Origin of the sequence: Wolbachia endosymbiont (group A) of Tromatobia lineatoria, from assembly GCF_964028565.1 — a bacterium.
Classification (GTDB): domain Bacteria; phylum Pseudomonadota; class Alphaproteobacteria; order Rickettsiales; family Anaplasmataceae; genus Wolbachia; species Wolbachia pipientis.
Map to the genome: position 1 here is coordinate 261,716 of NZ_OZ034791.1, position 21,430 is coordinate 283,145.

The window sequence follows — 21,430 nt, forward strand, 5'->3', positions numbered from 1 at the left end:
TTAAATTGTTAAAATGGTATTTCATCGTCGAGTAGTTCATCTTTTATATCGTTGTCAAAACTTTCGTGTTTATCTTTTTGTTCTGTTTCACCTTGTTTGTATTCACTTGGCTTGTAATCAGAATTTGGCGCACTATTTCGTGAATCCAAGAGAGTAAGAGCGCTATTAAAATTATATAGAACCACCTCTGTTGTGTATCTTTCACCACCGTTTTGGTCAGTCCATTTTCTAGTTCTCAAAGAACCTTCAACATAAACTTTACTGCCTTTACGTGCAAAATCTTTGACGATTTTTACTAATCCTTCACTAAAAATTACGATATTATGCCACTCTGTCTTTTCAGAGCGCATACCGGAAAGTTTGTCAGTCCAACTTTCAGACGTGGCTATTGAAAAACTTGCCATTTCTTTTCCATTTTGTGTAGTCCTAATTTCAGGATCTTTTCCTAAATTACCAACTAGTATGACTTTGTTTATGGTACCACCAGACATAATTATGCTCTAAATAAATCCTTTTATTATCTTATGTGAAAATACTATTGTCAAATTTAATTAAAAGTGCGCTTGGAGGGATTCGAACCCACGGCCTTTGCCTCCGGAGGGCAACGCTCTATCCAACTGAGCTACAAGCGCATATATATTTAAGTTATTTAATAGATAAGCCATCCAAGTCAAATTTTTGTTTTGGATAAAGCGTAAACATAATACTCCCATATCCAAAATATACATTTTGAGAATCATTCGCATGCTTTTTTATTGCTTTTTGATCTAAGGTCCATACAAAAGTTACATAATTTTCAGTGACTGAGTGCACTTTTAAATCCTTAGTATTTATAAACAGTTTTCCATTTACCCATATTTTCCATGTATCGGGAGAAAGATATAAAATTGAGTCTAAACTCACTACCTTACCGTTGAAATTATCTGATACCTCCTCTTTTGCAGCTCTTGAAGATTGTAAATTGAACTTTTCCATTTCATTGACCATTCTATTAACTGGCTCTTCATCAAAAAAAATGCTTTTTACGTTACTATATTCTGACAAAACGTCAAAGTCACTTTCCACTGCTTCTCTTATTATATCGTCCCGATCTGTATAGCTTAGTTTTTGATTGTTGATAAAGAAACACTCTTTTGCACGCAAATTTGCTATATCAATAAAATCGTCGATTTCTTGATTGCCAACTTTAAGAATACTTTCAAAATATCTTTTTTCTATCATCATTCCATACTGAGAATGATGACAAACCATTTCATCATTACCTTGTTTTTCTATATATACGCATAAATTTCCACTATTTAATCCTAATATTTTATGCTCAATAAAATCTTCATTGCCAATATATTGTCGGCAAGAATACTCCTTACAAATTTCTATGCTTTCTATGATATCTTCACAACTGCAATATGCATTAACATTGGAAATGAGTAGCGTAAAAATAAAAAACAGCTTTATGTTCATCACCTTATCTACTTAATATAGTATACCAATCAAAGACTATATTAGCTCTCACTATCTCTATCATATTACCATTCAAAATCTGATTCATAGTTGCAGCATCAATATTTCTCTGCTTATTTAAAATAAGAGATTTGATCATAACATAACCGGGCAGATTTGGAATAGACTGTAGAAATAAAAAAATATGCTTATCGCTGATTGAGCTTAAATTTAGGACCACTTCACTTTTTATTACTTTTGTGCGTTCACTTTTGTTGTGGAGCTCAACTTCTTCGGGTATAGAAATTGATATTTCAGGTTCTAATATATAGTACTTTTTATATAACTTGCTAAGCTCGAAATTTAAATTTGCAATGTATCTGCTACTATGTAAATTTGAAGAAGAAATTTTTTTCCATAAATCTAGGTTTTTATTTAGAACAACTTCCTTTTTTTGAATTCCAGTAATCTGTAAATTAATAGAACGTATTTTATCAATCGCAATTTGGTTTTTATTATAAATCTTTTCGTTATAGATAACAACATATGTTAATAACCCTATTAATCCAACAGATAATAACAAATACGATATAAACTGAATTGTAGCTTTTCTTTTTAATTGAGAGATAGTCATTAATCTACATTGCCTCTCCTATTTCAACATCAATAGATAGATTTTGCTCTTTAGCAGCAGGTAAGCTAGAAATATTAATGTCATAGGTACGAAAATTATCGTTTAAATTTTTTCGTAGTTTCTCGTATTGATGAGAAATATTTTTACCGGATTGAAAATTAAACTTTAAAGTTGTGGTAATATAACTTTTTGCCTCATTATAATTCCATTCAAATGATCGAAGCTCTATACCTGGTATTTTTAACTTTTCTACATACTTAACTTGTGTAAGAGGAGAGTATTCTATTTTTGATAAAATATTATTGATATTAATAAAATCATAAATTTCATCTATTTTTTTTACATTATAGCTTTGGCTAAGTTTTGTTAATTGGTTATTTAAGGTGTTCTGCTTTGCTGATAAATTATCAGCGACATTGAAATTTGAATACAAATTTAGCAAACAAAGGGTGTTTGTTATAACTAAAACCAGGGCGAAGTATAGAAAAATTCGAGGAGAGTTTAAATAAAGGTAATTGAATAGATAAAATTCTTTAGTTTCCTTTGTATTAAAAATAGCTGCTAATTTATTCTTAAAGCTATGAAACAAAATTATGGTATCGCAAAAGTTATCTTTTTCACTTATAGCTAGTTCTGCTCCTAATAGTTTGCCTAACTCATATGGAGTTAATATGTTCACACTGTTCTCTGAAAAATTTATGACTGATAAACTAGCTTTGATATCTTCTGACACTATGATACAAAGGTCGATAGGGTTATTTTTTTCAAACCCAAACTTAGTTAAGGATCGAATAGTATCTTGCACTTCCTGATATATTCCACCAGCGATAATTCCTGGTAAATTATCATTAGTAAATGATGTTAAGCGCGTAAATACCATTTTATTCTCTTTAAGAACCACTTGTCTATAGCCTCCCGTTTTAGTTGCAGCAACTATAATTTTCCAATTATTAGGATCTTTATGTAGAATCTTTTTTGTTATATTACTTATTTCTATAGGAAACATTAATATTCCCTTAAAGTTGGAGCCTATCTCAATAAACACATTCAACCAATATTCTACTAAATGCTTTGCTTTTGATGAAACAAGAAGATAGCACCAGTTTTGATTGAATTTGTTTGGCTTCTCAACCAAAAAAACTGAACTTATGTCATTATTACGAGAAAAATGCTCCATCTTTGTTTTTGCTGATAGATAGGCACTAATCTTGTTTGCCCTTGTAATAAACTGTAGCGAGTAATTTTGATCTGCATGATTAAGCACCAGGTATAAAGGTGCTTTTTTATCTGACGAAAGACATGAAATTAAATCGGAAACTGCTTTATCGTTTTTGCCCTTAACAAAATACCTTTTATTTAAAGTATTATTTTTAAAATATAGTAACATTATGCCTTCTTCTCCAATAGAAAGCATAAACTTACTTTTGGATTTTGAACTAAACATATTAACAAAGCATATACTTATCTAGAATTAAAAAGGCAATTTATTGAAATTCATTAAACGTTAGAGGGAAATATTGTTATAAATTTTCGCAGCAACATTATTTATATTATAATTTTTTTATAAAATTACTACTAATATTAAGTTATTTAGATAACAAATTAAGAAAATTCATTAAGACGAATTTGTTGTTTTTCAAATTGTAGGTAAACCTAAGCCACTTTAGCTATATCTGCCGATTGACTTTAATTAATAAGAGTTATTAATCTATTTACTATTCTTGTAATATTATTTCTAATGGTAAAGAAATATATATTTTTCTGGAACAGTTGTTATTTCAGATACAGAATTTATTGTAAGTAAACTAACCATTTGCTGAAGAGCGCTCATCTTCTGTGGTACTTGATGATGGAGCAACTAATTTGCTCAAAATCTCATCTTTTGGTCCCATAGCGTAAATGACACCATCTGACATGAGGATCACCTTATCAACTACGGACAATAACGGTAGCTTGTGAGTGATGATAACAGTAGTAGTATTTTGTTTTCTTGCAATGCCAATTGCATTAATTAAGCATGCCTCTCCATTGCTATCTAAGTTAGCGTTTGGTTCATCAAGTACTAAAAGTTTTGTGTGACCATAAAAAGCTCTGGCAAGTCCAAGAAGCTGTTTTTGGCCGCCAGAGAGCGTTACTCCTCCAGGACCTCCTATTGTTGTATCATATCCATTTGGTAAGCTTAGTATTAGTTCATGTATTCCTGCAATTTTTGCTGCTTTGATTATTTCTTCAGGATTTGGATCTGGCCTCATGCGAGCAATATTAGCTTTGACACTAGTGTTAAATAACTCAATATCCTGAGGTAAGTAGCCAACATAATTACCAAAATTTTCTCGATTCCAAGTATATACATCAGCGCCATCTAGTCTGACTACACCAGATATTGGCTTCCATACACCAACAGTTAATTTTGCGATAGTGGATTTACCAGAAGCACTTGCACCAATAACACCAACTACATCTCCAGGATCTATAATGAATGATATTCCTTTTACTGTCGGCTTATTGCTTCCATAAGGAGTAAAAAATACTCTATCAAATTCCAATTTTCCTTCAGGTTCTGGTAGAGCCATCGTTTGCTCTCTTTTTGGCGATGTTAATATAAGTCTTTGTAGCCTTCCATATGACATTCTAGCCTGATTTAAAAACTTCCAAGTATGAACCGCAGCGTCAAATGGTGCTAATACTCTACCCATTAAAATTGAAGCAGCGATGATGCTACCGGCAGTCTTATGAGCTGTGATTGCAAGTAATGCACCTGTTCCAATTACTGATATTTGCAGAGTTGAGCGCAAAAATTTAGTGATTCCAGTAATTACATTAGAGCGATTTTGTGCTTTAATTTGCATTGCTCGGTTCTGATCATTTCGTTTACACCAATCAGAGACTATGAATTCTGACATGCCCATAGCTTCAACCACTTCTGCATTTCTTGTTGCAACATCTATAGCATTGATATTCCGTATAGTTTCTTCGTTGGTTTCTTGTAATATTCGTTTAGTGGCAAGTTCATTCCATATTGCCATAGAGACTAATATAATAATTCCAGTAATAGCTATAAACCCCGTGGAGGTATGTATCATGAAAATCACAACAAGGTAAATTAACGACCATGGAGTATCAAACAGTGAGAATATACCATTTCCTGTAATGAAATTTTTTATCACTCCGAGATCTCGTATTGCTTCACCACTTGAAGTTGAGCTCTGCACTGACGTTAGCCTGATTGACCTTACTATCAGATCTGGTGTTGCAGTTTTATCGATCCAATCACCTATTTTTGCCATGGCTAAATATCGACAAGTTTCAAGCATTGCAGAACATGCAAATGCAGATAAAGTGATAATTGTCAGCATAGTTAGTGTTGATACACTTTCGCTCGATATCACCCGATCAAGCACTTGAGAGGTATAAAGTGGTAGGAATAACATTAATAAATTGATTCCCGCACTAAACCAAAAGATAAACCAAAATGCACTTTTGCATTTTTCTAGGCAAACATATAGAGTACTTTGCTTCAATTCTTTTTTTATTGATGGCGTAATTTCCACAATCTTCCTCTTAATTTGATTACATGCACCATATACAATTTTTATTACAAAAATATTAATAACGGTAGTTAGCTTACTTTAAGTGAGTAAAATATTAATATATGTGAATAGGAAATATAAACAATGGTAAAAAGAAGTATAGTTAATATTTCCTTCATTGCCTATAGCGAAGCTACGTCATACCGCGATTCATTCCATAGCTGTACGAACATTCATTTTTGAAGGTAAACTGCACAGCAAATGGTGTCATGAAAGTAGCTGACACTGGGATGGCTTTGTTGCATCGCTACTTATGAAAGGCTAACTATAATTAGGATTATAAGCAACCTATTGAAAATCTTGTTTTTTTGCAATCAATCTGATCAAATTTAAGAATAGTAATTTATTATTTATATTAATAAATTTAATTCTATTGAAAATAGCTAAAGCATTGAAATTCTTGAATTTTAGCCGGATTAGTGAGTGGTAGTGAAATTTCTTTTACTCAAATTTAGGTATTCACTGACCGTTCTTGTTATAAATACCAGAATAATAAGCTACTGATATTCTCCACCTTTTTTATCTTTAATCCATCATAGCTAGCGATGCAACAAAGCCCACCGATTCATTCTACTGCAACGCAGAAAATTCGTACAATTGTGCATAATGTGGGGCTTCTGGCTACATTTTTCTATTGAACTCACCTTTTCTCTATGTGACAGATTTCGTATTAAATTTTAAATTTAATGCGCCTAGATATACAAGCATTCCTAGCAAAACCATAGGTATAGAAAGCAACTGCCCCATAGTTAAATCAAGCCACAAATAGCCAATTTGATAGTCTGGTTCGCGAAAAAACTCAACGAAAAAACGTGCTATTCCATACCACATAACTGCAATACCAGTTAACGCACCGTGATACAGTCTTATTCTAGTTAAGAAAAACAGTGAATTTGCAACTGCAAAAAGTAGCAGTCCTTCAAAAAGTGCCTCATAAAGCTGGCTTGGATGATGCAGCAAATTATCACCACTCTCTGGAAATACCATACCCCATGGCATAGTTGTAACTCTGCCAAATAACTCTCCGTTTATAAAATTGCCTATGCGACCTAAAAATAAACCTATGGGAACTCCGCAAGAAACTAGGTCCAGTGCATAAAATGTAGGGATATTATGTCTTTTACACGAAATTATTACTGCAAGCAAAACTCCTATAGCACCACCATGAAATGACATCCCTCCTTCCCAGGTCTTCAATATCTCAATAGGGTTGCTTATATAAAGAACTGGATCATATATCAATACGTAGCCAAGTCTACCTCCAAGGATAATACCTACAATAGTGGCTGTTAATAACGAATCGTAAAAATTCTTAGTAAATATTTTTTGGTCATCTAGCTTATGTAAATACCAATATGCAAACACTATACCCAAAACGTAGGCTAAGGAATACCAATATATAGAAACAGGACCGATGCTGAAAATTACTGGATTTAAAGACATATTTTGCTATAAATTATTCTTAGACAATCTACTTTTTTCACGATCCCACTCTCTCTGTTTTATGGTTGCTCTCTTATCGTAGAGTTTTTTTCCTTTTACAATGGCAATTTTAGTTTTTGCAAATCCTTTATCGTTAAAATAGACCGAAAGCGGCACAACAGTTATCCCAGCAGTCTTGATTTGACCAATTAGTTTATTTATCTCCTTTTTATGCAAGAGTAATTTACGTTCCCTTTTTGGTTTATGATTTTTTCGGTTCGCAGCTTTATATTCTGCAATATGCATATTGTGCAGCCATACTTCGCTATTCTTTTCAACAACGTAGGCGTCGGAAATATTTACTTTTCTTTCTCTTAGCGATTTAACTTCACTGCTTAATAAGACCATACCCGCTTCAAATTCTTCTAAGATGAAATATTCAAACCTTGCTTTCCTATTTTCTGCAATAACTTCCATATCTAAAGATATCTTTAAGCTTCAATATATTACAGAGTTTTTGACTTAATTCATAATAAAACAGTTATCCCAATAAATATAAGGTGCCAGGCTAGTCTGATAGCAACAGGATAACAAAAATCAAGTAAGTGCTTTTTCTGTCTCTCTAGGCACAAGTTCCTTTACTTCTTTCATTTCAGTTTTAGGCTTTGACATTATATATTGACCAGCACCAACTATGAGCGCAGATCCTGCAGCTAGCCCAATTATTGCTGGTACAGATAGGGCAGTAGCAAATGCAAGTGCAACACCAACTATCACTGCAGTTACAAAACACACAACAACACCTTTTACAATTGCATTTTTTGCAGACTGTTCTTTTTCTTTCATAATTGCATTTTTTCCAATTTGTTTTTCTTCCTTTTTCTCTGGAAGCTGCATTACATCTTTATTTTCAGTAAGATCCTTTGGCGTTTTTTTATTCTCATTTTTTAACGTTTGCTTTTTTTCCGCTTCCTCTAAAAGCTGAATTATACCTTGATCTTTAGTGAGGTCTCTTGGCGTTTTTCCATCAACATCTTTTAATGAAGGGTCTGCTCCAGCTTCTAGCAGAACTTTTACTATACCTTCGTGGCCATTTTTAGCAGCAAGATGTAAAGGAGTACGTCTATCACCATTTTTTGCCTTAACCTTTGCTCCTTTTGCGATTAGAGTTTTTACTATATCTTCGTGGCCATTTTCAGCAGCAAGATGCAAAGGAGTCGATCTATCAGCATCCTTTATATTAACATCTGCTTTCTCAACTAGAATTTTTACTACCTCTATGTGGTTATTTTCAGCAGCAAGATGTAAAGCAGTACATCTATCATCATTTTCTGCATTAACCTTTGCTCCTTTTTTGATTAGAATGTCTACTACATCTTTATGGCCCTCTCTGGCTGCAAGATGTAAAGGAGTCCACCCATCACTATTTTTTACATCAACGTTGATTCCTTCTGCTTTTGATAGAACTTGTACTATCTCTTTGTGGCCATTTGTAATAGCAAGATGTAAAGGAGCCCATCCTTTATCATTTTCTGCATTAACATTTGCTCCTTTTCCAATTAGAGTGTTTACTACATTTTCGTGGTTCTTTTCAACAGCAAAATGTAAAGAAGTCCATCCATCACCATTTTTTGCATCAACAATTGCTCCTTTTCCAGTTAGAATGGTTACTACATCTTCGTGGCCATAGTGAGCAGCAATATGTAAAGGAGTAATTTTATTATCATGTTCTGCATTAATATCTGCCCCGTTTTCAATCAGAGCTTTTGCTACATTTGCACAGTTCCAATAAGAAGCAAGATGTAACAATTTGACTTCCTTAGAATTTTGACCACGAGATATAGTAAATATGTAATTTATGCCAGATCCACTATCGTTGTCAGGTTTACTCTTTTCCCACTCTTGACATAAATCTGGATCTTCTTCTTGTAACTTAGCTTTTATTTTTTCAACTATATTGTCCTTGCTCAAATCTGAAAGGTCATTTATTTTTTTTAATATTTCCATAAATTTGTCATATTTCATAACTTCCTCACTTAAAATACATAACTTAGTTGTTATATCTTTTAACATAGAAGTCAAGAACCTAAATATTCGTTATTATCTTTCCTTAAAGAGTCATTTAAGTTATATTACAGACTATGAAAACCCTCAACTTTAGGAAGGAAATCAAGTTTTTTTCTCTGTCATTTATAATTTTATTTGTTCTATGGACTGTATTGTCTGGTTATTTTGAGCCGTTTTTTATTTTTTGTGGAGTGTTTTCCTCTATATTCACATCGTTTATCTTTAGAAGGTTGATAAACGCTGAAAGAGCTCTTAGCCAGATTTTAAATAGTACGAGTAGACTGTCGTTTTATAAGTTAGTAAGTTATATACCATGGTTAATGTACCAAATCATTTTATCAAGTGTTTATGTAACAAAAAAGGTGCTACAACTCAAATCTAAGCTTGAGCCAATCATTATTCTAAGAAAATGCAAAGGGCATAATGATGAAAGCATTGCGTTATTTGCCAATTCAGTCACAATCACTCCCGGAACTTTAACTATCAATGTTGAAAGTAAGCAGAAAACATATTTCTCTACCATGTATTTGATAGATAAAGATCTTGAAAGCGGCATTTCTGAAATAGAAAATAAAATCTTAAAAATACTACGTTCAGTTAAGTAATTGCTTTAAATAAGTTAACAGCATCCTTATATTCCCTTACAAGACTTTCAAGCATTTCTTTTGGAAGGCTATTGTTAACAATAGAACATAAATAATTATACAAATCTTCTAACCTTAATACGTTATTTCTCTTCTTGCTGTTGAATTTATACGGAAAAATACCTTCCATAACTTCAATAGTAGTAGCCTTGTTTAAAAATACATTTTCACTTGTCACGCTTATTCTTGCTAAAACAGTGTTAATTTCAGGTTCGTCACTCGTATAAAAATCTGATAGCTGAGTTATTCTAATAACGTACAAAGTTACTATTTTTGACAAGCAATTATCAGCATATTCACAATTTTTTATTACCTCCCACTGAGTAACCTGAGATTTACCTATTTTTGCATTGTTCGGTAATTTACTCATTGAACTTTCTCCATTTAATCCAGTGTAATAAATTATACTAATACTTTGTTAAATAAATAATAACGCGATTACAAAAATATATACTTATAGTAGTATATTATACAAAAATAGCACAATATCTAAGCATTAAAACTAGTTTTAGCTGGGTACATGGGGCTATTCGTTATTTTGTGTTGTCCAGTGAGGTCCAAAATTAGAGGTCCACTTATATAAAGAGTTTAGTCTGCCTTCTTTGCTATAAAATAAGTTTTCCTTTTGAGCTGTTTTGTTAGTATTAACTAAATTCTAAACTAACTGTGCTATAATGAAAAAGATAAAACTCGGAATACTAATTTCAGGTAGGGGGTCGAATATGCAGGCCTTAATAGAAGCATGTCAAGATCAGAATTTTTCCGCAGAAGTTGCATGTGTTATCACAAATAATAGCGAAGCTGCTGGTCTGAAAATAGCAGAGCAAGCAGGAATCTCAGCGTTTATTGTTAAAGATAAACCGCTTGATGCTGGTAAAATTCACGAAATACTTGTTCAACATAAGGTTGATTTAATTTGCCTTGCAGGGTTTATGAGAATTCTCAAAGCTGATTTTCTGAGTAAATGGCATAACAAGGTGATAAATATTCATCCCTCTTTACTTCCGTCTTTTAAAGGCCTAAACGCTCAAGAGCAAGCTCTAAAAGCAGGTGTAAAAATTACAGGTTGTACTGTACATTATGTCACTCCTGAAGTTGATGCTGGAGCCATAATTGCTCAAGTTGTTGTACCAGTGTTACCAGCTGATGATATTCAAAGCCTCTCAGAACGCATTCTAGCTGAGGAGCATAAGTGTTATGTAGAAGCAGTAAGGTCAATAGCAGAAGATATATGACTGTAATAATTATTGACCTTGAGCGTTTTTTCCAACTTCAACAAAAAATAAATTTTCAGGTTCCAGTAAAGAACTTGCCAGTTCGTTTACTTCCTCTAATTTAACATCATTAATGATATTCGCATAATTATTTATACGGTTAACATCACGATCATTTATCTGCATATTATCTAGCAGCGTTGCTGTATTTGTGTTATTGGACAGGAAAAGGACAAGATTATTTACCAAGCCAATTTTTGCATCCTTGAACAATTGTTCGTCAATTCCTTGCTTTTTTATTCTGCTAAATGTATCTTTTACTGCTGATATAGCTTTGCCAGCAGTAGAACTATCAGTACTTATAAATCCAGATATAATATTTCCATGTTTATTGGAAATATTACTTGCATAAACACCATAAGTAATACCCAAGTTTTGCCTCAGTTCTGTCATTAATATTGAATTCAGCCTCATGCCACCAAGTGCATCAATTAAGACACCAGCGTTATAATAATTAGGATCTTCATAAGCTATACCTTTTTGAGCAAAAAGTATCACACTCTGTGGTATATCCATAAAAATATTCTTACTTTCTGCAGAACCAAAATTATTTTTTACAGGTATTTTTCTAACTTTTGATCTTTTTGACGGCAATTTAGATAAATATTTATCTAATAGCGTAATAATTTCTTCTTTTTTTGTACAACCAGCAACACTGATAACTATGTTATCTTTAGCAAAATTACGCTTTATGTATGTTAAAACATCGTCTCTAGTAATGCTCATTATAGTATCAAGAGTACCGTACACACTTTTTGAGTAAGGATGTTTTTTAAACAATAACGTATCTAATTCTTTTTCAGCAACAAAATAAGGATTTTTTTCAAGATTATTAAAATCAACTTTGGCTTTCTCGAAAACTCTATTCAACCCTTCAGGGTCAATTTTAGGACGCATTATAGTATCGCTCAGTAATGAAATTGCTTCCTCTAGATTGTCAGACAAAGTATTTAATGAAACCCTAAATGCTTCTAAATCAGCAATAAAATTTAAACTAATCCCTTTATCTTCAAGCTTTTTCGCAAAATCTTTGGCATCATTTTTTCCTGCCCCTTCTTGGATTACAAGAGAAGTAAACCAAGCAAGCCCCTGTTTTTCCTTATTCTCATACACATAACCTGCATCCTTGAACGATATATTTAGTGAAACTTTTGGCAAATCATGATTTTCTACAAATAAAAACTTAAATCCTTTACGGGTAGTGACCTCCTCTATATTTAGGTTACCACTTGCTTGTAAATTAAAGCCTAGACAGAAAAAAAATAGAAATATAATTTTACTTATTCTCATTATTATCTCCTTTTGGTAATAAACGACCAATTAACTTATTAGCAGAAAAAATAGCACGGATTTTATTATTTACATCCTCTAGATTGACATCATTAATCTTGCTATATGAAATATCTATTTCATCAAGTGGAATACCAAGTGCAAGGTGTGACACATAGAACATCGCTATATGAGTTAAGTCAGATAGATTATCAAACTGTGCTGCCTTATACCTATATTTTGAGCTTTGTAATTCCTCGCTCGTCACCCCTTTAGATACGAAGCCATTAATAGTATTATCTAACTCTCTTTCAACAATATCTAAATTAGCGCCACTTTTTGGAATTATCATAATATCAATGTAGCCATCACTAAAAGCTGGGCTATTATAATAAGCAAACACTGATACTGCCACATCTTTATCTAAAACCAAATCTTTATACAGTTTGCTGGATTTGCCGCCACCTAAAATGTCAACCGCTAAATGAGCAGCGGAAGCTTCGTTTATATGCTCAAATAAGGGTACACGATAACGAAAATATAAAACTGGTTCTTTTACTTCAGTGCTTTCTAAGGTCACCGATAGACCTGCGTTATGTACTGGGTCCTGATTAGGGTAATGCCTAATTATAGGCTTAGCTTTAATTTCGCCATACTTTTCTTCTGCTAATTTCACTACTTCATCAAGTTCCACATCACCCACAATCAGTAATATTGCATTGCCGGGGTGATAATAGTTATCATGAAACCTCGTTATGTCATCCTGATTGTAAGTTTTGATATCGCTCTCCCAGCCAATAACAGATCTACCATAGCCAGTACGATAAAATGCACTATCCATTTCTTCCCATAACAAGTTATGAGGTTGGTTATCAAATCTCATTTTTCTTTCTTCCAGTACAATGTTTTTTTCTCTATCTATTTTGTCTTGAGTAACATTAAAGTTTCCCATTCTATCTGCTTCAACTTCCATTGCCAGTGGTAAATCTTTTTTGGGGACCAACTCATAATAACAGGTATATTCTTTAGTGGTAAACGCGTTAAATTGAGCCCCAATGCTACTCATAGTGGCTTCTATATCTGTGAACTTTCCTGTAGTTTCAAACATTAAATGTTCAAAGTAGTGAGCCAATCCTGCTTTGCCGATTGGATCATCCATTCCCCCAACTTTGTATATTACTGCATGTAAAACGGCTGGAATCCGATGATTAGAAACAACATAAACATCTAGTCCGTTATTGAGTTTAGTATATTTTATGTTGTGCTCTATGTTTAAAGCATTCGAAGAAATTGGGTAAGTAAAAAAAAGTACAGGTAGTATAAGAAAACTAAAAAACTTATGAAGCATTATTTCGACCTAATATAAAAACAATTATTTTATTCCTCATTTTGTTTAGAAATAAGCATATCGTATATATACCACTTATATAACAATGTAAACATTCCACAAACTATAGATAAATCTGCTAAATTAAAGGCTGGCCAATACCAATCATCAATATGAAAATATATGAAATCATATACAGCTCCCCAATAGATCCTATCAACTACGTTTCCGATTGCTCCACCAATCATCAGAGAAAAACCAAGGTAAGTTGACTGATCGTCAGACTTGTATATCAAATATGCAAGTATACCAATTATTAGTATTGAAAATGCTGAAAAAAAGAAACCGCCATGTGGTAAAGCGCTACACATTCCAAAACTAATACCTGAATTCCAAACTTCAACTAGTTTTATAAAACTAGCGATCTCAATTGATTCTCCTTCATCAATCAATGAGTTTATGTACAATTTGCTCGTTTGGTCAATCAATACTATAATTAATATAACAACTAAGCATAACTTTTTCATAAATTTGCCTTTAACCTATAAACTTTAAGTATATCATAATTTATCTGTTTTGTTAACTCCTCAATACTATGGAATTTTTTTTCTGACCTTATGAATTTTAAAAGTTGTATATTGACTTTATGACTATATACGTCTTCATCAAAATCGAATATGTGCATTTCTATTATAGGCTTTTTCAGATCCTTAAAAGTAGGTCTCATACCAATATTGACTACTCCATATAACCAATTTGGATTACTATCAGGAAAAGTCACTCTAGCGTAATATGTGCCAAACTTAGGTTTTATCATGCAATCTTCTATAGGAATATTTATGGTTGGAAATCCTATTTCTCTACCTCTACATGCACCTTTTGTCACAACACCAGAAACTTGATAAGGCCTGCCGAGCAATTTATTAGCAATTTCTATTTCGCCCCTTTGTACATACTCCCTTATTGAAGAAGAAGAGCAAATTTTGCCGTCAATTGTTAATGGCTCTAATTTAGTCAAAGAGTATCCATATATTTCAGAATATTTCTCTAGAGTTAATATATTACCCAATCGTTTATGACCAAAAGTGCAATTTTCTCCGACAATTATGTATTTAGCGCCATATTTATCTATTAAAATCTCACTGATAAAGTCATCGCAGCTAACCTCAGAAAAACCTCTATTAAAATTAATAATATATAAGTAATCTATACCATAGCTGCTGATTAGTTCCTTTTTTTGTTCTTGGTCTATTAACCTAAAATTGTTTCTACCAAATAAAACAGTTGATGGGTGAGGCTCAAAAGTTAAAACTGCAGAGGGTAATCCTCTTTCTTGTGCTACCTTCTTTAGAGTAGAAATTGCAAACTCGTGTCCTAAATGAATGCCATCGAAATTTCCGAAGGTTAGTGCTATATTATTTTCTATTCCTTGCTCACAATTATAAATAATTTTCATACAATTTGATGTTTTTACATGTTTCTTATATATAATAACTATATTTTAGTAAGCTACGGAGATAAATTGTGAAAAATGTTGTGATATATGTAAAGAAGGGCTGTCCATACTGCATAAGGGCAAAGGATTTACTAGATAAAAAAGGTGTGAAGTATGAAGAAATTGATGTGCTCAAAAACTCAGATCTATTTAACGACATAAAATCAAAGTATAACGTTAGAACAGTTCCACAGATTTTTATCAACGATAAGCACATGGGGGGGTGTGACAAATTGATGGATCTTGAAAAAGAAGGAAAGTTGGATGATATGCTAAATAATAATGACAATCACACTGATGTCACAACCTACACAAACAGCAATGATGAATGTGGAGAGTGTGTTATACCACATGATGATTTTATGTAACTTTTTATCTTGTTTTGTCGTGTAATACGTAAATGAAAACTAGTATGCTCACTTTAAACAATTCTTAATGAATTAAAAATACAATTCATTCAGTGAGTTTTTTTAGTGGGAAAAAATGACAAAAAATATTTCAATTATTAGCAGAAACTTAATTAGTATCGAATTAGTTAACAAACAAGATTTAGAGAATTTCATCAAGATTTTCACAGTGCTTGATAAACATATAGCAGCTAAAACACTTTTTACAGAAGAAGTGAAAATAGAGTACAAGCAGCACAACGGCAAAGAAGTTGTTGAATTGCTAAAAGATACAGGCTTTACATATCATGATATTGAAAATGTATTGAATCACCTGAGTAAACACGGAATGGAAGTGCCCAGCAGCATCATAGCACATACCCTTTTTTCTGCATGCAATCACGCACTTGAATCTAAGGATGTAGCATTTTCCTTTTCTGAAGGATTTCCACAATTTAACATCAGAGTAAATAAGAACACCTTCATAATAACTCCTATGAGTGAAGAGAATTTGGAATTGAATTCACAAAATAGCAGAACGCTTATAGAGTCACTAAAGAGCGAAAAAAGTATTTATGATTGTATAGCAGAAGAAAATACCATTAAAGTTATAGTGCATTCTGAAATGCATCAAGCTATAAATTTGATTATAAAATCACTGATAAAGTCTCGCCTTTTAGCAAAAGAGGAAGAAGGAAAATTCAAAGAGAAATTGAGACAACTTGCTTTTAAGGATCAAGCTTTTGTTGAGTATTCTAGCATCAGAACCATCAATAGGTATCCACATAATCATCCTCTGAGGAAGCATGAAAGTGTTACTAAGGATATAGAAAATATTTTATGTGATTTCATAACAAATGAGAACAGCGAGTTTGCTATAGAGCGACTAAATAGGCTGAGCTCAGCAGTTTCTCCGGATACTCCAAGAATCATCACTAAAACTATAGATAAACTTGTTAAGTTTCACTAAGGTATACGAGAGCCAATAGACTTCTTATATTACCTTCTGTCATCCAAGTAGCTTGGCTACTTGGTTCTTTTTTTGGGTTCCAGCTATGTACATAGCTGTATGAACATTGTAGCCGTTATTCAAGTAGCCCGCAGAAGCGAAAAACTTACTTGACAAACTCCGCCAACTCCCTTATCATGAAACTGAAGCTATTTATTTATCTTCTCTGTACAGATTAAATGACAAAAAAACTCACGTATCTGGCGTCTCATGTTTAATTTTTTGCACTATGTGCACCTTATGTCTTTATAAAACTTCTAGGTTTTTACCTAATATAAGCTAAAATGCGCTTATAAAGCATTTAAAACATAAAAAAACGCCAACTTAAAAAATGGATAGTGAATAACTAGCTACCCTAGGGTTTCTTTTGCCTTTTTTTCTGTTTAGTAAATTTCTTAATGTTTATAATTTAGATTAGTTGCGGCTTAAAAGCAACTGAATCGCGGTTATTAAACGTTTAGAATAAAAAAACGCCATACTTGAAAGTATAATGTAAGTAATTAGCCAACCACGGGGCTTCTTTTGCCTTTTTTTTGTTTGGTAAATTTTTTAACATTTATAGCTAAACGACAACCGTCATCCCACTACTTGTTAGCGGGATCTAGAGATACCGCGAATGAATCGCGGTATGACGGTTCGTGGCGGTATGACGGTTCGCGGTGGCATGACGTAGAATTTTATACTCACCAACTCAGTATTCCAACCTGGATTGTATCTTATCGGTAAAAAAGAAGAGCTATTTTAGGAAGTTTTTATAGGACTAAAACCAAAGAAAACTTGCATATAAGTTTATCAAGATGTAAAATTAAAGTTATTTTAAAAGAATAGGTTAATTATGAATCTTGTAACAAAATCTGCTATCGATTTTACTGCTTCATCTGTTCTCTCTGACGGAGAAATTGTTGATGATTTCTGTCTGAGTAAGCGCATAAAAAATAAGTATGCTGTCCTTTTTTTCTATCCACTTGATTTTACTTTTGTTTGCCCAACTGAATTGATATCGCTCAATAATAGAATAAATGAGTTTGCAAAGCGTGGTGTTGAAGTGATAGGAATAAGTGTAGATTCAAAATTTTCACATTATAAATGGCGAAACACTCCAGTTAATGATGGTGGTATTGGAGAGATTAGCTACACTTTAGTGTCTGATATCAAAAAGTCTATATCAAGAGACTATGGTGTCTTATATGATGACTCAATTGCGCTGAGAGCAACTTTCGTTATTGATGATAAATTTATTGTACGTCATCAATCGATAAATGATTTGCCTTTAGGGCGTAATATCGATGAATTCGTTAGAATCGTTGATGCAATTAAACATAATGAAGAGCATGGTGAGGTGTGTCCAGCAGGGTGGAAAAAAGGTAAGCCAGCAATGCAGGCAAGCGATGAAGGAGTAGCTGATTATCTAAACTCATATAGTGAAGAATTATAAGTTTAGTACAAAAGTTCTTATTATTGGATCCGGGGCAGCGGGTTATGCTGCTGCTATATATGCAGCACGTGCAAACTTAGAGCCAATTGTAGTAACGGGAATGCAGCCTGGTGGTCAGCTTACAATTACTACAGATGTTGAAAATTATCCTGGTTTTGTTTCAGTACAGGGTCCAGAACTAATGGAGCAAATGAGGTTGCATGCAGAAAAGGTTGGAGCAAAAATAATAGATGATGAGATAAAAAGCGTTGAACAACTTGAGGACTTTAATGAGTATAGATTTAGATCTTCTGGTAATATCAATGACTACTATTCAGATGCAATTATCATTGCATCTGGTGCGCAAGCGAAGTGGCTTGGTTTAGAAAGTGAAAAGAAATTTCAGGGTTATGGGGTTTCAGCTTGTGCGACTTGCGATGGTGCATTTTTTAGGAATAAAGTTGTAGCTGTGATTGGTGGTGGAAACACTGCTGTTGAAGAAGCAATATTTTTAACTCGATTTGCCAAAGAAGTGATATTAATACACAGGCGTGATAAATTAAGAGCGGAAAAAGTAATGCAAGGTAGGCTCTTTAAAAATGATAAAATAAAAGTAATGTGGAACCATACCGTAGAGCAGATTCTTGGAGAAGAAAATCCAAAAAGGGTTGCTGGTATTGCGATTAAATCAGCAGAGATCGATAAAACCCAAGAATTAAAAGTGGATGGAGTGTTCATTGCAATCGGGCATGCACCAAATACGGGTATTTTTAAAGGCTTTGTTGAAATGGATGAGCAGGGTTACATCATTACAAAACCTGGAACAACTTTAACTAGTAGGGCAGGAGTGTTTGCTGCAGGTGATGTTCAAGATAAGGTATATCGTCAAGCAGTAGTTGCAGCAGGAACAGGATGCATGGCTGCGCTTGATGCAGAAAAGTTTTTGGAGTCGTAGTTAATTCTAGGATTTTAGATAAATTGCTTGCAATTTTCCTTTTCTTTTTCATAATTATATTAGTAAATCATTAATAAAGAGGGTTTAGTATGCCTTATAGAAACGGTGTAGCATATTATGGAGCTTATGGAGGTGGCGATAACACGGCATCGCAAGCTCGAAATCCGACAACTTCAAGACAGCTAAGTGAATCAACAAAACAGCTATTTAAGGCTATTGATGATGGAAACCTAGAAGATTTTAAAGAAGCTCTGGCAGAGGGTGCGGATGTTAATGCGTTTGATAAAGAAGGCATGACACCTTTGATGTCCATAGTTACTAATTTGTCTGCAGGCTCTGAAACAGAAAAAGAATATCAGAATATGATTAGGTTGCTCCTACTGCACCGGAGCATAGATGTTAATATTTCTGAACAAAATAATAACAATACAGTTTTGCATCTAGCAATGTGCTTTCAACAAAAGAAAACTTTACGACTCTTACTAAGTCATCCAAACATAAACACTTATCTAACCAATAAAAACCATCAAAATCCTGAGGGATGTGCTAGACAAAATCGTGCTGGGCATTTGATAATAGAAATACAAAAAGCACAGAAAGGAAAAGAATTATTAGCTGCTCTTTCTAGCGGAAATATTTGCCAAGCGAAAACACTATTGAATCAAGAGCTTCATCCTAATTGCTGGAGAAGAACCAAAGATGGAAGAATAAAAACACCACTTAGCTTAATTATTCGATTATGTTTACGAACGATAACAGAAGATGAAAAAGAAGTATTGACAAAACTTTTAAAACATAAAGACCTAGATTTTAGTTACGAGCAGTATGCACAATTAAAGCAAACAATTGAACAAGCTATTCAGAGCCGATTAACTGATACTATTAATAGAAAAGATTTAGATGATGTGAAAAAATTAGTAGAAGATAATTGTTTTATAAATCGTGCAGTTGTTACTGCTGCATTGGGGGGTGTTGATAATCCAGTTAACTCTATTAAAGATTATTTAAATGAAAAATTTCCTGCAAATACGAATAATATACCAGAAGATTTTGAGAAGTTTTTACAAGGGCTTGAAAGAACAAAAGCTCAACTTGTAGAGAAAGAGCAAGAGCTAACGAATAAAACTGGCAAAATTTCACAATTAGAAAAAGATTTAGTACAAGTAAGGCAGGAAAAATCGGCTCAACAAAGTGAATTGATTGAATTTAAAAGAATTGTGTGTGGAAGAGCAAGCGACACTGTCGAAATTTCACGATTAAAAAGAGATTTGGAACAAGTAAGGGAAGAAAGAGATAGGCTTTCATCAGAAAATAGACTGCTCCGTAGTAATAAAAACGAAAAATCCTCGCAAGCAATTTCTTCTGGTAGAAAACTAAGCAACTACGCTTCTGCATGTTTTATATTGCTCGGAGTATATACTGTTGTTGCATGTTTAGTAATAGAAGATTATCCAGGGATAATAAGTGCTTTCTTTACAGCAGTTGCACTGGCTTTTTTTTTATTAGGATGTTGTAGTTTATATAAAGCAAACACAATACTTAGTGATGTTTAAAGCACTCAGCTTGGTGGTTTAGAACGAAGTTAAAGTTTTGATTTCTTCTCCAGGCCCTGCTGAAAATTTTTGTACATGTTAAAAACATCTTGATAATTGAGGTGAGTGTAAATTTGAGTAGTTTCCAGGCTTGAGTGACCAAGCAGTTGTTGTATTGATCTTATGTCAATATCTTCCTGAAGCAAATGAGTAGCAAAACTATGGCGAAATGCATGTGGAGATAAAATTTCTGGTAAATTTAACATTCTCCTTATTTTTTGCAAACGATTGGCCACATAAGTTCTTCCCAATTTTTTTCCTCTTACTCCCACAAAAAGATGTTGTGCTTCATCAAGGTAAGGACAGGCTTTTACATATTCTTGTATACATTTTTTTACTACTGGGAGAATGAATACCTGCCTTTGTTTATCTCCCTTACCTGTTACTATTAAACTTTCATTGTTAATATCACTAACCCTAAGGTTCAACGCTTCACTGATTCTTAAGCCTGTACTATATAGCAGGACGATAATCGCAATTTCTCTTTTTACCACCCAAGATTCGCCCAGATCGGATAGTTTCATTTCTTCCAATAAAGTTTTTATATCAGGTATTGATAATGCTTTGGGCAAAGTTCTTCTCTGAATTGGCCTTGATAAGGAAAATACAGCTTCATTGTCTATATTGTGGTTATTTTTTATGTACTTGAAGAAATTTCTGATTACTGAGAGTGCTCGAGTGTTGGATCTTGCGTTTACACCTCTTGCGTAACGAGAGGTAAGCCAACTTCTTAACTCAGGTACGCTCAATTTTTCCAAAGTGCCGACATTTACTTCTCCACCAATGTGAGTATTTAGGAAACTTATAAGATCCTTCAAGTCCCTCATGTATGACTCTAAAGTGTTTGGTGAATAAGATCTGTTGCACCTCAGCCACTCATACCATTTTTCAATGATTGAACCGAGGTCCACA

21 protein-coding genes and 1 tRNA gene are annotated in these 21,430 nt (G+C 33.2%); 7 read left to right on the forward strand and 15 right to left on the reverse strand.

The annotated features are described in order from the left end of the window. Positions 1 to 8: 8 nt before the first annotated feature. The 9 genes from ssb to ABWU48_RS01415 all read right to left on the reverse strand — a co-directional run bounded on the left by ssb (position 9) and on the right by ABWU48_RS01415 (position 9,159). Positions 9 to 491: a single-stranded DNA-binding protein gene (ssb, locus tag ABWU48_RS01375; protein ID WP_010082448.1), complete on the reverse strand. Its 483-nt coding sequence runs from the start codon at positions 489 to 491 to the stop codon at positions 9 to 11. Positions 492 to 558: 67 nt separating this feature from the next. Further along, positions 559 to 632, reverse strand: a tRNA-Arg gene (locus tag ABWU48_RS01380). 13 nt (positions 633 to 645) lie between these two features. Next, the gene (locus tag ABWU48_RS01385) at positions 646 to 1,461 is read right to left on the reverse strand and encodes a hypothetical protein (protein WP_353288508.1); all 816 of its coding nucleotides are present in this window, start codon (positions 1,459 to 1,461) and stop codon (positions 646 to 648) included. Between the two features lie 4 nt (positions 1,462 to 1,465). Next, complete coding sequence (locus ABWU48_RS01390; protein WP_065094800.1) at positions 1,466 to 2,074, reverse strand: hypothetical protein; 609 nt, start codon at positions 2,072 to 2,074, stop codon at positions 1,466 to 1,468. Between the two features lie 4 nt (positions 2,075 to 2,078). Continuing rightward, positions 2,079 to 3,518, reverse strand: coding sequence for a hypothetical protein (locus ABWU48_RS01395; RefSeq protein ID WP_015589193.1), 1,440 nt, complete (start codon positions 3,516 to 3,518; stop codon positions 2,079 to 2,081). A gap of 361 nt (positions 3,519 to 3,879) precedes the next feature. Continuing rightward, positions 3,880 to 5,625, reverse strand: coding sequence for a type I secretion system permease/ATPase (locus tag ABWU48_RS01400; RefSeq protein ID WP_015589192.1), 1,746 nt, complete (start codon positions 5,623 to 5,625; stop codon positions 3,880 to 3,882). A 690-nt stretch (positions 5,626 to 6,315) separates the two neighbouring features. Next, entirely contained in the window at positions 6,316 to 7,107 is a 792-nt protein-coding gene (gene lgt / locus ABWU48_RS01405; RefSeq protein ID WP_010962823.1) for a prolipoprotein diacylglyceryl transferase, read from the reverse strand. 6 nt (positions 7,108 to 7,113) lie between these two features. Beyond that, on the reverse strand, positions 7,114 to 7,563 hold the full coding sequence (smpB, locus tag ABWU48_RS01410) for an SsrA-binding protein SmpB (RefSeq protein WP_007548863.1): 450 nt from the start codon (positions 7,561 to 7,563) through the stop codon (positions 7,114 to 7,116). A gap of 120 nt (positions 7,564 to 7,683) precedes the next feature. Next, positions 7,684 to 9,159 carry an ankyrin repeat domain-containing protein gene (locus ABWU48_RS01415; protein WP_353288428.1) on the reverse strand — a complete coding sequence of 492 codons (1,476 nt, stop codon included), beginning with the start codon at positions 9,157 to 9,159 and terminating at the stop codon, positions 7,684 to 7,686. 68 nt (positions 9,160 to 9,227) lie between these two features. Here ABWU48_RS01415 and ABWU48_RS01420 point away from each other — a divergent pair, with 68 nt between their 5' ends. Then, positions 9,228 to 9,758, forward strand: coding sequence for a Na+/H+ antiporter subunit E (locus ABWU48_RS01420; RefSeq protein WP_353288429.1), 531 nt, complete (start codon positions 9,228 to 9,230; stop codon positions 9,756 to 9,758). Here the strand turns inward: ABWU48_RS01420 and ABWU48_RS01425 are convergent. Then, the gene (locus ABWU48_RS01425; protein WP_010082489.1) at positions 9,751 to 10,167 is read right to left on the reverse strand and encodes a hypothetical protein; all 417 of its coding nucleotides are present in this window, start codon (positions 10,165 to 10,167) and stop codon (positions 9,751 to 9,753) included. The genes ABWU48_RS01420 and ABWU48_RS01425 overlap by 8 nt on opposite strands. Positions 10,168 to 10,471: 304 nt before the next feature. Here ABWU48_RS01425 and purN point away from each other — a divergent pair, with 304 nt between their 5' ends. Next, positions 10,472 to 11,032, forward strand: a complete 561-nt coding sequence (purN, locus tag ABWU48_RS01430; RefSeq protein ID WP_010082490.1) for a phosphoribosylglycinamide formyltransferase — start codon at positions 10,472 to 10,474, stop codon at positions 11,030 to 11,032. 9 nt (positions 11,033 to 11,041) lie between these two features. Here the strand turns inward: purN and ABWU48_RS01435 are convergent, their stop codons facing one another. The 4 genes from ABWU48_RS01435 to ribF are packed head-to-tail and all read right to left on the reverse strand — an operon-like array spanning position 11,042 to position 15,123. Then, positions 11,042 to 12,361, reverse strand: coding sequence for a M16 family metallopeptidase (locus tag ABWU48_RS01435; RefSeq protein WP_353288430.1), 1,320 nt, complete (start codon positions 12,359 to 12,361; stop codon positions 11,042 to 11,044). Further along, the gene (locus ABWU48_RS01440) at positions 12,348 to 13,688 is read right to left on the reverse strand and encodes a M16 family metallopeptidase (RefSeq protein WP_353288431.1); all 1,341 of its coding nucleotides are present in this window, start codon (positions 13,686 to 13,688) and stop codon (positions 12,348 to 12,350) included. The genes ABWU48_RS01435 and ABWU48_RS01440 overlap by 14 nt, the downstream gene beginning before the upstream one ends. 29 nt (positions 13,689 to 13,717) lie before the next feature. After that, a complete protein-coding gene (gene lspA / locus ABWU48_RS01445) occupies positions 13,718 to 14,194 on the reverse strand; it encodes a signal peptidase II (RefSeq protein ID WP_006279329.1) in 477 nt (158 codons plus the stop codon). Then, a complete protein-coding gene (gene ribF, locus ABWU48_RS01450; RefSeq protein WP_353288432.1) occupies positions 14,191 to 15,123 on the reverse strand; it encodes a riboflavin biosynthesis protein RibF in 933 nt (310 codons plus the stop codon). Before ribF ends, lspA begins: the two co-directional genes overlap by 4 nt. 68 nt (positions 15,124 to 15,191) lie before the next feature. Here ribF and grxC point away from each other — a divergent pair, with 68 nt between their 5' ends. From grxC to ABWU48_RS01475, 5 genes are all read left to right on the forward strand, one after another. After that, a complete protein-coding gene (grxC, locus tag ABWU48_RS01455; protein WP_065094576.1) occupies positions 15,192 to 15,530 on the forward strand; it encodes a glutaredoxin 3 in 339 nt (112 codons plus the stop codon). A 115-nt stretch (positions 15,531 to 15,645) separates the two neighbouring features. Beyond that, a complete protein-coding gene (locus ABWU48_RS01460) occupies positions 15,646 to 16,518 on the forward strand; it encodes a hypothetical protein (RefSeq protein ID WP_209472654.1) in 873 nt (290 codons plus the stop codon). Positions 16,519 to 17,392: 874 nt separating this feature from the next. Beyond that, positions 17,393 to 17,992, forward strand: coding sequence for a peroxiredoxin (locus ABWU48_RS01465; RefSeq protein ID WP_012673206.1), 600 nt, complete (start codon positions 17,393 to 17,395; stop codon positions 17,990 to 17,992). Then, positions 17,979 to 18,926: a thioredoxin-disulfide reductase gene (trxB, locus tag ABWU48_RS01470; protein WP_209472656.1), complete on the forward strand. Its 948-nt coding sequence runs from the start codon at positions 17,979 to 17,981 to the stop codon at positions 18,924 to 18,926. Before ABWU48_RS01465 ends, trxB begins: the two co-directional genes overlap by 14 nt. A gap of 89 nt (positions 18,927 to 19,015) precedes the next feature. Continuing rightward, positions 19,016 to 20,479 carry an ankyrin repeat domain-containing protein gene (locus ABWU48_RS01475; RefSeq protein WP_353288433.1) on the forward strand — a complete coding sequence of 488 codons (1,464 nt, stop codon included), beginning with the start codon at positions 19,016 to 19,018 and terminating at the stop codon, positions 20,477 to 20,479. A 29-nt stretch (positions 20,480 to 20,508) separates the two neighbouring features. Here the strand turns inward: ABWU48_RS01475 and ABWU48_RS01480 are convergent, their stop codons facing one another. Next, positions 20,509 to 21,429, reverse strand: a complete 921-nt coding sequence (locus ABWU48_RS01480) for a tyrosine recombinase XerC (RefSeq protein WP_341820363.1) — start codon at positions 21,427 to 21,429, stop codon at positions 20,509 to 20,511. Position 21,430: the final 1 nt, after the last annotated feature.

What these genes read in the sequence shown, in the direction of transcription:
- ABWU48_RS01435 (WP_353288430.1), bottom strand. Translation starts at nt 12,361, where the DNA reads ATGAGAATAAGTAAAATTATATTTCTATTTTTTTTCTGTCTAGGCTTT.
- lspA (WP_006279329.1), bottom strand. Translation starts at nt 14,194, where the DNA reads ATGAAAAAGTTATGCTTAGTTGTTATATTAATTATAGTATTGATTGAC.
- ABWU48_RS01440 (WP_353288431.1), bottom strand. Translation starts at nt 13,688, where the DNA reads ATGCTTCATAAGTTTTTTAGTTTTCTTATACTACCTGTACTTTTTTTT.
- ABWU48_RS01475 (WP_353288433.1), top strand. Translation starts at nt 19,016, where the DNA reads ATGCCTTATAGAAACGGTGTAGCATATTATGGAGCTTATGGAGGTGGC.
- ssb (WP_010082448.1), bottom strand. Translation starts at nt 491, where the DNA reads ATGTCTGGTGGTACCATAAACAAAGTCATACTAGTTGGTAATTTAGGA.
- ABWU48_RS01385 (WP_353288508.1), bottom strand. Translation starts at nt 1,461, where the DNA reads ATGAACATAAAGCTGTTTTTTATTTTTACGCTACTCATTTCCAATGTT.
- ABWU48_RS01425 (WP_010082489.1), bottom strand. Translation starts at nt 10,167, where the DNA reads ATGAGTAAATTACCGAACAATGCAAAAATAGGTAAATCTCAGGTTACT.
- ribF (WP_353288432.1), bottom strand. Translation starts at nt 15,123, where the DNA reads ATGAAAATTATTTATAATTGTGAGCAAGGAATAGAAAATAATATAGCA.
- ABWU48_RS01420 (WP_353288429.1), top strand. Translation starts at nt 9,228, where the DNA reads ATGAAAACCCTCAACTTTAGGAAGGAAATCAAGTTTTTTTCTCTGTCA.
- ABWU48_RS01395 (WP_015589193.1), bottom strand. Translation starts at nt 3,518, where the DNA reads ATGTTTAGTTCAAAATCCAAAAGTAAGTTTATGCTTTCTATTGGAGAA.
- ABWU48_RS01465 (WP_012673206.1), top strand. Translation starts at nt 17,393, where the DNA reads ATGAATCTTGTAACAAAATCTGCTATCGATTTTACTGCTTCATCTGTT.
- ABWU48_RS01460 (WP_209472654.1), top strand. Translation starts at nt 15,646, where the DNA reads ATGACAAAAAATATTTCAATTATTAGCAGAAACTTAATTAGTATCGAA.
- purN (WP_010082490.1), top strand. Translation starts at nt 10,472, where the DNA reads ATGAAAAAGATAAAACTCGGAATACTAATTTCAGGTAGGGGGTCGAAT.
- lgt (WP_010962823.1), bottom strand. Translation starts at nt 7,107, where the DNA reads ATGTCTTTAAATCCAGTAATTTTCAGCATCGGTCCTGTTTCTATATAT.
- smpB (WP_007548863.1), bottom strand. Translation starts at nt 7,563, where the DNA reads ATGGAAGTTATTGCAGAAAATAGGAAAGCAAGGTTTGAATATTTCATC.
- ABWU48_RS01415 (WP_353288428.1), bottom strand. Translation starts at nt 9,159, where the DNA reads ATGTTAAAAGATATAACAACTAAGTTATGTATTTTAAGTGAGGAAGTT.
- ABWU48_RS01390 (WP_065094800.1), bottom strand. Translation starts at nt 2,074, where the DNA reads ATGACTATCTCTCAATTAAAAAGAAAAGCTACAATTCAGTTTATATCG.